The organism is Collimonas sp. GW821-FHT02H07 (assembly GCF_059421505.1).
In genome coordinates this window covers 119,143-128,243 of sequence record NZ_JBWKVC010000016.1, presented here as the reverse complement: position 1 = coordinate 128,243, position 9,101 = coordinate 119,143, and the positions used below count along the sequence as shown (strand labels likewise).

At 59.0% G+C, this 9,101-nt stretch carries 10 protein-coding genes; 6 read left to right on the top strand and 4 right to left on the bottom strand.

Features of this window, described 5'->3' with window-relative positions; genetic code table 11:
• Positions 1 to 219: 219 nt before the first annotated feature.
• A complete protein-coding gene (locus AC07V8_RS21805; protein ID WP_211444479.1) occupies positions 220 to 996 on the bottom strand; it encodes an enoyl-CoA hydratase in 777 nt (258 codons plus the stop codon).
• A 225-nt stretch (positions 997 to 1,221) separates the two neighbouring features.
• Between AC07V8_RS21805 and AC07V8_RS21800 the strand changes: the two genes are divergently transcribed.
• Entirely contained in the window at positions 1,222 to 1,659 is a 438-nt protein-coding gene (locus AC07V8_RS21800; protein ID WP_098495419.1) for a universal stress protein, read from the top strand.
• Positions 1,660 to 1,742: 83 nt separating this feature from the next.
• On the opposite strand, the gene mltA is transcribed toward AC07V8_RS21800, so the two are convergent.
• Both mltA and apaG read right to left on the bottom strand, forming a co-directional pair.
• Positions 1,743 to 2,939, bottom strand: a complete 1,197-nt coding sequence (gene mltA / locus AC07V8_RS21795; protein WP_494680083.1) for a murein transglycosylase A — start codon at positions 2,937 to 2,939, stop codon at positions 1,743 to 1,745.
• A 150-nt stretch (positions 2,940 to 3,089) separates the two neighbouring features.
• Positions 3,090 to 3,464 carry a Co2+/Mg2+ efflux facilitator ApaG/CorD gene (apaG, locus tag AC07V8_RS21790; protein WP_211444477.1) on the bottom strand — a complete coding sequence of 125 codons (375 nt, stop codon included), beginning with the start codon at positions 3,462 to 3,464 and terminating at the stop codon, positions 3,090 to 3,092.
• Between the two features lie 144 nt (positions 3,465 to 3,608).
• Here apaG and rpe point away from each other — a divergent pair, with 144 nt between their 5' ends.
• From rpe to trpE, 3 genes are all read left to right on the top strand, one after another.
• A complete protein-coding gene (gene rpe / locus AC07V8_RS21785; RefSeq protein ID WP_494680084.1) occupies positions 3,609 to 4,274 on the top strand; it encodes a ribulose-phosphate 3-epimerase in 666 nt (221 codons plus the stop codon).
• Positions 4,271 to 4,969, top strand: a complete 699-nt coding sequence (locus tag AC07V8_RS21780) for a phosphoglycolate phosphatase (RefSeq protein ID WP_494680085.1) — start codon at positions 4,271 to 4,273, stop codon at positions 4,967 to 4,969. Before rpe ends, AC07V8_RS21780 begins: the two co-directional genes overlap by 4 nt.
• 270 nt (positions 4,970 to 5,239) lie before the next feature.
• A complete protein-coding gene (trpE, locus tag AC07V8_RS21775; protein ID WP_494680086.1) occupies positions 5,240 to 6,754 on the top strand; it encodes an anthranilate synthase component I in 1,515 nt (504 codons plus the stop codon).
• A 55-nt stretch (positions 6,755 to 6,809) separates the two neighbouring features.
• Here the strand turns inward: trpE and AC07V8_RS21770 are convergent, their stop codons facing one another.
• Positions 6,810 to 7,010 (bottom strand): DUF1059 domain-containing protein, encoded by a 201-nt coding sequence (locus AC07V8_RS21770; protein WP_098497518.1) that lies wholly within the window; start codon positions 7,008 to 7,010, stop codon positions 6,810 to 6,812.
• Between the two features lie 414 nt (positions 7,011 to 7,424).
• Between AC07V8_RS21770 and AC07V8_RS21765 the strand changes: the two genes are divergently transcribed.
• Both AC07V8_RS21765 and trpD read left to right on the top strand, forming a co-directional pair.
• Positions 7,425 to 7,994, top strand: coding sequence for an aminodeoxychorismate/anthranilate synthase component II (locus AC07V8_RS21765; protein ID WP_494680087.1), 570 nt, complete (start codon positions 7,425 to 7,427; stop codon positions 7,992 to 7,994).
• 68 nt (positions 7,995 to 8,062) lie between these two features.
• The gene (gene trpD, locus AC07V8_RS21760) at positions 8,063 to 9,100 is read left to right on the top strand and encodes an anthranilate phosphoribosyltransferase (RefSeq protein WP_494680088.1); all 1,038 of its coding nucleotides are present in this window, start codon (positions 8,063 to 8,065) and stop codon (positions 9,098 to 9,100) included.
• The last annotated feature ends 1 nt before the right edge of the window (position 9,101 follow it).

The following is a 9,101-nucleotide window of genomic DNA, read 5'->3' as shown; positions in this document are numbered from 1 at the left end:
AGAGATGAGATTATGTAGCGTTTCAAGTTTTTCGTCAACTACTTTTTTACTACCCACCGAAAAACTTTTTACTTCCAACACGACCTGCAACCCGCTTTTTTTCCCTCAAACTTCGCGCCAAATTCAGCCTCAATTCCTTGCTGCTGTTTCGCTTCCTTCGCGTCGTTCTCAACGGGAGGCGAACTATAGCAAGCCCTCCCGCCGGCGGCAAGCATTTTGTTAAATATTTTTAAAAACAGGCAGACGCTTGCCCAGGAACGCTTGCATGCCTTCCTTCTGGTCTTCTGTAGCGAAGGTGCTGTGGAACAGGCGGCGCTCATAGTTGATGCCCTCCGCCAGCGTGGTTTCATAGGCGCGATTGACCGATTCCTTAATCATCATCACTGCCGGCAGCGACATCGAGGAAATCACGATCGCCGCTTCCAAGGCTTCCTGCAGCAGCCGTTCCAGCGGCACCACGCGCGACACCAGGCCGGCGCGTTCGGCTTCGGCGGCATCCATCATGCGAGCGGTCAGGCACATGTCCATCGCTTTCGACTTAGATATCGCGCGCGGCAAGCGCTGCGTACCGCCGGCGCCGGGGATGATGCCCAGCTTGATTTCCGGCTGGCCGAACTTGGCGTTGTCGGCGGCGATGATGAAATCGCACATCATCGCCAGCTCGCAGCCGCCGCCCAGTGCAAACCCCGCCACGGCGGCGATCACTGGCTTGCGCACGCTGCGGATCTGTTCCCAGTTGCGAGTGATGTAATCGCCTTTGAAGACATCCATATAGCTCAGCTCCGCCATGCCGCCGATGTCGGCGCCGGCGGCGAAAGCCTTGTCGCTCCCGGTCAGGACGATGCAGCCGATATCGGGATCGGCATCGAACTTGAGCAAAGCCTGGCCCAGCTCGGTCATCAGCTGGTCATTCAAGGCGTTCAGGGCTTTCGGGCGATTCAGATGGATCAGACCAACTTTTCCTTGGGTCTCAACCAGAATGTTTTCGTATGTCATTACAGATCCTATCTTTATGATGTTGATTACGTATGTTGAATCGACTTAATTGTAGCGCCGCTAAGTCAGATAAGGTTTAGGATGACTATATTGCAAATCCACAGCGGCCGCCCCGAGGAATCTTTCAATTTGTGCATTGTCTATATATATGCGGGAAGTAGCTATATTACCGACGAGATCGCCAGTTTTTGACCGACACCCCTTTTTACTGGAAGGAGGCAAGCCATGTTCAAAACCATTCTTGTGCCCACCGACGGCTCTCACCTGTCGGAAAAAGCCATCAATACCGCGATTGAATTTGCAAAATTCAGCGGCGGCAGAATCCTCGCCCTCTCCGTTGCCGAACCCTATCCTTTCTCGCCGATGGCAGAAAGCAGCATGGCGACCGACCCCGGCACTTATGAAGAAAACATGCTGGCGCTGGCCAAGCTGAATGTACAGAAAGTCGCCGATGCCGCCAAGAACGCCGGCGTATCCTGCGAAATGCTGACGGCGCAGGCCTTCAATCCCGACGAGGAAATCATCAGCGCCGCCGAAAAACACCATTGCGATGCAATTTTCATGGCTTCGCACGGGCGCAGCGGCCTCAGCCGATTATTTCTGGGAAGCAAAACACAGCGGGTGCTGGCGCATTCGACCATTCCGGTGCTGGTATTGCGCTGAGGCTTGCACACGAACCGTGGTCGCCAACAGCGCGGCCGCATCAGCATCATTAGGCGATTAGCCTTCTCTATATAAACGACAACTTAGCGTGTCGGCGCACCTTTTGGCAGCAACAGCCACATCGTGCCGCGCTGCTTCATCCTGCCGGCCTTGTCGCCGGCCTCATTGCCAAAGCCCCAGAAGAAATCGGCCCGGACCGCTCCCTTGATCGCGCCGCCGGTATCTTGCGCGATCACCAGTTGTTGCAAGGGCGTACTGCTGTTCGGCTGGGTGGTCGCCAGGAACACTGGCGTTCCCAGCGGCACAAATTGCGGATCGACCGCAATCGAGCGCAGCGGCGTCAGCGACACGCCTTGCGCGCCTTTCGGTCCCTGGCTGGCATCCAGCACTTTTTCCTCTTTGAAGAAGACATAGCTCGGATTGGCATTCAACAATTCCTGCTGGCGGCCCGGATTGGCTGCCAGCCAGCCTTTGATGCCCTGCGCCGAAGCCTGGGCCAGCGTCAACTCGCCTTTATCCACCAGGTAGCGGCCGATCGAGCGGTAGGGATAGCCGTTCTGGTCAGAATAAGCGACCCGCACAATGCTGCTGCCGTCATTCATCTGCACCCGGCCGGAACCCTGCACCTGCAGGAAAAAGGCATCAATGGGATCGTCCACCCACAGGATTTCCTTGCCGGCCAGGGCGCCGGACTTATCCAGCTCGGCCCGGCTTGGATAAGGCACCACCTTATTGCCGACCAGGCGGCCGCGCAGGCGCAAGCCCTTCAATTCCGGATAAATGCTGGCCAGGTCGACCGTGATCAGATCGTCCGGCGCGCGGTAGATCGGCGTCTGATAAGGACCGCCGCGCTTGCGCGAGCCCTTCAGCAGCGGCTCGTAATAGCCCGTGACCAAGCCGTTGTCGCTGCCATCGGCATTGATAACCTGATACGGCGTGAAAAACGACTGGAAGAAGATGCGGATGGCTTTTTCATTGCCGGCATCCAGCCCGGCCGCGATGGCGCAGGGCTCTTTCCAATCGGCTTTACGGGCCTGCGTAGTGCACGAAGTCAGGAAAGCCGGCAGCGCCTGGCGCAAATCGTCGCTGCCCCAGCCCGGCAGGGCTGCGAACGTGGTAGCGCGCAAGTTGGCGCCAGGGACGACCGAAGGCACGGCGGGGGCCACACCCGGGGGCGGCGTTTCCTGTGGCGGTGGGGTAAGGGAAGTCGTGGTGCAGGCAGCTAAACTGAATCCGATAATCAAGACAGAAACGGGTAAACTGAGACGTTTAAATAGCATTTAGGATTCTTTATGTGGTTAGTGGCTCTCGAAGCTTGCTTCGCCTTCTTTGTATTCGCATTCATTGTCTGGTGGACCATGTTTTCCGGCCGCAAGCCGGATCAGAAGCCGCCGACGACAAAAAGGGCCAATAGTTCAAAGCTCCAAGCATCAATGCAGGGTGCGCGGTAGAGACAGGATGAATTCCGGAATGCGCGCCTCGAACTGCTCGCCGTCTTCGGCCACGCAGAAATACTCGCCCAGCATCGAGCCCTGCGGCGTCGCCAGCGAGGTGCCGCTGGTGTATTCAAACTGCTCGCCCGGCTGCAGCAGCGGCTGATGGCCGACCACGCCCAGGCCGCGCACTTCTTCCACGTGATTGTTGGCGTCGGTGATGACCCAGTGCCGCGAAATCAGCTGCGCGGCGACCTGGCCGGTGTTCTTGATCGTGATCGCATAGGCGAAGACATAGTGCGAACTGTCAGGCTGTGATTGCTCTTCCAGGTACTGGGTTCTGACAGTGACGGTGAATTCATAGGCGGCCATGCTGGTTTCCTCGGTTGATGCTTATATATAAGATATAGATATAGCGGACGGCCCATTGCACACGAATTTCTGCCTTGACGCAAGCTGCAACGAGGGGGCGAAAGGGTAAAATAGCGATCTTTTGCGCCTTTCCTGGACAGCCTCATGCCAACCTATCGTATCGCTCCAAGTATCCTTTCCGCCGACTTCGCCCGCCTGGGCGAGGAAGTCCGCAATGTTGTCCGCGACGGCGCCGACATCATCCACTTCGACGTCATGGACAACCATTACGTGCCTAACCTGACGATCGGCCCGCTGGTGTGCGAAGCCATCCGCCCGCACGTGCAGGTGCCGATCGACGTCCACCTGATGGTCAAGCCGGTAGACCGCATCATTCCCGACTTCGCCAAGGCCGGCGCCAACATCATCACTTTCCATCCGGAAGGTTCGGAGCATGTCGACCGCTCGCTGCAGCTGATCCGCGACCACGGCTGCAAGGCCGGCCTGGTGTTCAATCCCGCCACTTCGCTGGAATACCTGGACTATGTGATGGACAAGATCGACATCATCCTGATCATGTCGGTCAACCCCGGTTTCGGCGGCCAGTCCTTCATTCCCCAAGCGCTCAAGAAAATTGCCGAGGCGCGCCGCCGCATCGACGAATCAGGGCGCGACATCATGCTGGAAGTCGACGGCGGCATCAAGATCGACAACATCGCAGCGGCCGCCAAGGCCGGCGCGGATACTTTCGTGGCCGGCTCCGCCATCTTCGGCAAGCCCGACTACAAGGCCGTCATCGACGACATGCGCGCGCAGCTGGCAACCGTATGAACACAACAGCGACTGCCCCGACTGCGCTGAGCGGCATCGCCGCCGCCATCATCGACCTGGACGGCACCATGCTGGACACGGCGCCGGATTTCCACGCCGCCGTCAATCGCATGCGCGCCGAACTGGACCTGGCGCCACTGCCGCAGCAAACCATTGTCGACTTCGTCGGCAAAGGCAGCGAGAACCTGATCCGGCGCGTGCTCGGCGTCGATTACCCTGCCGCCCGGGTCGAACAGCATTTCGAAGCAGCGCTGGACTCCTACCAGCGCCACTACGCCGTGGTCAACGGCAGCCTGGCCACGGTCTATCCGGGCGTGGTGGAAGGTCTGCAAGCCATGCGTCAGCAAGGCTTGCGGCTGGCCTGCGTCACCAACAAACCTCTGGAATTTGCCGTGGCCTTGCTGGAAAAAGCCGGCTTGCGCGATTATTTCGAAGTGGTTTACGGCGGCGATTCTTTTCCGAAAAAGAAACCGGACCCGATGCCGTTGCTGGCGGTGTGCGCCGATTTCCAGCTGCAACCGGCGCAGGTGCTGGCCATCGGCGATTCCAGCAATGACGCCCAGGCTGCCCGCGCGGCCGGTTGCCCGGTGTTTAACGTGCCTTACGGATACAATCACGGCGAGTCTATACAAAATGTCGATTCCGATGGTATAGTCACCTCGCTGCTTGTTGCAGCACAAAATATCAGCAACTGAATCGACTGACACAGCTTATTTTAAGACTGCCCAATCTCTCATGTTTTTCAACAAAAAACTTCATGTCCTCTTAGCCGCCCCCGGGGCCTGGCTATGGCGACGCTGGCAATCCTGGGCTCACTGAACCCACCGATAGCTGCTGCCTGAGTACTTGCGGACAAAGTCATGCGCCACACTGTGACGACACACTCTTCCCTCGACATTTAAAATTCAGGCAACGTTTTTTGTAGTGAACCACCGCTGTTCTACAATAGCGGCCTGGAGAGAAACATGACCGAACTCGAATTCAAATCGCTGGCCACGCAAGGCTACAACCGCATCCCGCTGATCGCCGAAGCCTTTGCCGATCTCGAAACCCCGTTGACCCTGTACCTGAAGCTGGCGCAAACCCAGCAGACCGGCAAGAACACCTTCCTGCTGGAATCGGTAGTCGGCGGCGAGCGTTTCGGCCGCTATTCGTTCATCGGCCTGCCGGCGACCACGCTGCTGCGCAGCTACGGCACGCGCATCGAAGTGCTCCAGCACGACAAGGTCATCGAAACCCGCGAAGGCAATCCGCTCGATTTCATCGCCGAATTCCAGGCGCGCTATAAAGTGGCGCTGCGTCCTGGCCTGCCGCGTTTCTGCGGCGGCCTGGCCGGCTACTTCGGCTACGACACGGTGCGTCATATCGAAAAACGCCTGGCGCACTCGACGCCGAAAGACGATCTCGGGCTGCCCGACATCCAGCTGCTGCTGACCGAAGAACTGGCGGTGATCGACAATTTATCCGGCAAGCTGTACCTGATCGTATATGCCGACCCGACCCAGCCGGAAGCCTTCTCCAAAGGGCGGCAACGCCTGAAAGACCTGCGCAACATGCTGCGCCGTCCGGCCGACGCGCCGGTCACCTCGGCTTCGGTGCGCACCGAAACCATCCGCGAATTCAAACGCGAAGATTATCTGAAAGCCGTCGCCAAGGCCAAGGAATACGTGATGGCCGGCGACCTGATGCAGGTCCAGATCGGCCAGCGCATCAAGAAACCCTACGTCGACTCCCCGCTGATGCTGTACCGCGCCTTGCGCTCGCTGAATCCGTCGCCGTATATGTACTTCTATAATTTCGGCGACATGCAGATTGTCGGCGCCTCGCCGGAAATCCTGGTCCGCAACGAACAAACCTCGGCTCCCAAAGCCAGCGGCGAAGCCAAGCGCACTGTGACCATCCGCCCATTGGCCGGCACCCGCCCGCGCGGCAGCACGCCGGAACAGGATGCGCAACTGGCCACGGAACTGCTGGCCGATCCCAAGGAAATCGCCGAGCACGTGATGCTGATCGACCTGGCGCGCAACGACATCGGACGCATCGCTGAAACCGGCAGCGTCAAGGTCACCGACCAGATGGTGATCGAAAAATATTCGCATGTGCAGCACATTGTCTCGAATGTCGAAGGCGAGCTGAAATCCGGCCTGTCCAACCTGGATGTGCTGAAAGCCACTTTCCCGGCCGGCACCCTGTCCGGCGCGCCGAAAGTGCGGGCCATGGAAATCATCGACGAGCTGGAACTGACCAAGCGCGGCATCTACGGCGGCGCCTGCGGCTACCTGTCGTTCGGCGGTGAAATGGATGTCGCCATCGCGATCCGCACCGGCGTCATCAAGGATGGCATGCTGTACGTGCAGGCCGCGGCCGGCATCGTCGCCGACTCGGTGCCCGAGATGGAATGGCAGGAAACCGAAAACAAGGCGCGCGCCGTGCTGCGCGCGGCGGAACAGGTGCAAGACGGCCTGGATGGAGAAATCTGATGCTGGCCATGTCCTTATGGCCAGCGCAAGAAGCCAGGCGCTTATGCCGCAACCGTCAGATTTTTAGCGGCGGCGTGCCTTCCTTGAATAGCTGCCCGAGCTGGCTACGCAATTCGGGGGTGTCCTGGTGACCGTGAACGCTGACAGCATGCTGGACTGCCGCTGCCAGCAATTCTTCATCGTTATCGGCAGCGATCGCCACTGAACACTTGGTATCGCTAGGATATTCGCGGCAATCGATGTATTTGCGTGACATGGTGAACTCCTTCATTGCAGCAATAAGATTGCGCAAATCCGATGCACACAAACGGCCTGCTGCAAGCGCGCTTGACAATAAATCTTAGGAATCAAAGAAGCATTTGTCAACGCAGCGCCGATGTAAATCATGAGGTCGCCGGAAGGCGCCGGAAAGCTGATTTTCCGGCATGCTTTCCCAGCAAGAACTTTGTCGGCAGCAGGTTTTCCTGTCGCCAATATTGGGGATCAACAAGCACTGGACCCGGCGCCATCGGGTGCGCCATCTGATCAGCATCGAAGCAGTTTCGATAATTCCGTTTAAGACTATGATGACTATGATTATTGCCACACTTTGCCGCCGCAACAGGACAACCAGTCAAGCTGCCGCCCTGCAGGCAGAATTCCCAAACAAAATCAATGGGTTGAAACTATTATGCTGCTAATGATCGACAACTACGATTCCTTCACCTACAACCTGGTGCAATACTTCGGCGAGCTGGGTGAAGACGTGCGGACTTACCGCAATGATGAAATCACGCTGGAACAGATCGCGGCGTTGAAGCCGGACCGCATCTGCCTGTCGCCTGGCCCCTGCAGTCCGAAGGAAGCAGGAATCTGCGTCGACTTGCTGCAGCAGTTCGCCGGCAAGCTGCCCATCCTCGGCGTCTGCCTCGGCCACCAGGCCATCGGCGAAGCATTCGGCGGCAAGGTGATCCGCGCCCAGCAAGTCATGCACGGCAAGACCTCGCCGATCAACCATACCGGCGTCGGCGTCTTCAAGGATTTGCCCAACCCGTTTACCGTGATCCGCTATCACTCGCTGGCGATCGAGCGCGCTTCGATTCCGGCCTGCCTGGAAATCACCGCCTGGACCGAAGACGGCGAAATCATGGGTGTGCGCCACAAAGATTACGATATCGAAGGTGTGCAGTTCCACCCGGAATCGATCTTGTCGGAACATGGCCATGCGCTGTTGCGCAACTTCGTCCAGCGCACTGCCTGAAGCGGCGCCAGCCGTCCGTCGGCGCCAGCCATGGCGGCGCCGTCTTTCTCATTCCCGGTAAGGACAACATGCCAATCAGCGACCAAGAAGCGCTCCTGCGCTGCATCGAACACCGCGAAATCTTCCACGACGAAATGCTGTCGCTGTTCCGCCGCATCATGAAGGGCGAAATGTCGCCGCTGATGATAGCGGCGCTAACCATGGGCTTGCGCGTCAAGAAGGAAACCATAGGCGAGATCGCCGCCGCCGCGCAAGTCATGCGCGAATTCGCCACGCCCGTACCCTGCCGCGACACCAGCAATCTGGTGGATATCGTCGGCACCGGCGGCGACGGCGCGCAAACCTTCAATATCTCCACCGCCTCCATGTTCGTGGCTGCCGCCGCCGGCGCGCGCGTCGCCAAGCATGGCGGCCGCAGCGTCTCCTCCTCGTCCGGCAGCGCCGACGTGCTGGAGTCGTTCGGCGCCAACATCAACCTGACGCCGGCGCAGGTGGCGCAATCGATAGAACAGACCGGCATCGGCTTCATGTTCGCACCCAACCACCATGCGGCGATGAAACACGCGGCACCGGTGCGCAAGGAGCTGGGCGTACGCACCATTTTCAATATCCTGGGGCCGCTCACCAACCCGGCCGGCGCGCCGAATATCCTGATGGGCGTATTCCACGCCGACCTGGTCGGGATCCAGGTGCGCGTCCTGCAAAGGCTGGGCGCGCAACACGCGATCGTGGTCTGGGGCCGCGACAACATGGACGAAGTCTCGCTCGGCGCCGGCACCATGGTGGGCGAACTGGTCAACGGCGAGATCCGCGAGTATGAAATCCATCCGGAAGATTTCGGCCTGCAGATGACAGCCAGCCGCAACCTGAAGGTATCCAACTCGGCCGAATCGAAAGAAAAAGTGCTGGAAGCGCTGCAAGACCAGCCGGGCGCGGCGCGTGATATCGTCGCCATCAATGCCGGCACCGCCTTGTATGCGGCCGGCGTCGCCAGTTCGATCGGCGACGGCCTGGAGAAAGCGCGCGCAGTTATCGCTTCCGGCGCCGCCAAGGCAAAACTCGATCAGTTCGTGCAAGCCACGCAAAGCATCGCCGCCGCCGGCTGAT

Excerpts from the sequence above, each read along its gene's own strand:
- rpe (WP_494680084.1), top strand. The coding sequence starts at position 3,609 with ATGCCAACCTATCGTATCGCTCCAAGTATCCTTTCCGCCGACTTCGCC.
- AC07V8_RS21765 (WP_494680087.1), top strand. The coding sequence starts at position 7,425 with ATGCTGCTAATGATCGACAACTACGATTCCTTCACCTACAACCTGGTG.
- apaG (WP_211444477.1), bottom strand. The coding sequence starts at position 3,464 with ATGGCCGCCTATGAATTCACCGTCACTGTCAGAACCCAGTACCTGGAA.
- trpD (WP_494680088.1), top strand. The coding sequence starts at position 8,063 with ATGCCAATCAGCGACCAAGAAGCGCTCCTGCGCTGCATCGAACACCGC.
- AC07V8_RS21780 (WP_494680085.1), top strand. The coding sequence starts at position 4,271 with ATGAACACAACAGCGACTGCCCCGACTGCGCTGAGCGGCATCGCCGCC.
- AC07V8_RS21800 (WP_098495419.1), top strand. The coding sequence starts at position 1,222 with ATGTTCAAAACCATTCTTGTGCCCACCGACGGCTCTCACCTGTCGGAA.
- AC07V8_RS21805 (WP_211444479.1), bottom strand. The coding sequence starts at position 996 with ATGACATACGAAAACATTCTGGTTGAGACCCAAGGAAAAGTTGGTCTG.
- mltA (WP_494680083.1), bottom strand. The coding sequence starts at position 2,939 with ATGCTATTTAAACGTCTCAGTTTACCCGTTTCTGTCTTGATTATCGGA.
- AC07V8_RS21770 (WP_098497518.1), bottom strand. The coding sequence starts at position 7,010 with ATGTCACGCAAATACATCGATTGCCGCGAATATCCTAGCGATACCAAG.
- trpE (WP_494680086.1), top strand. The coding sequence starts at position 5,240 with ATGACCGAACTCGAATTCAAATCGCTGGCCACGCAAGGCTACAACCGC.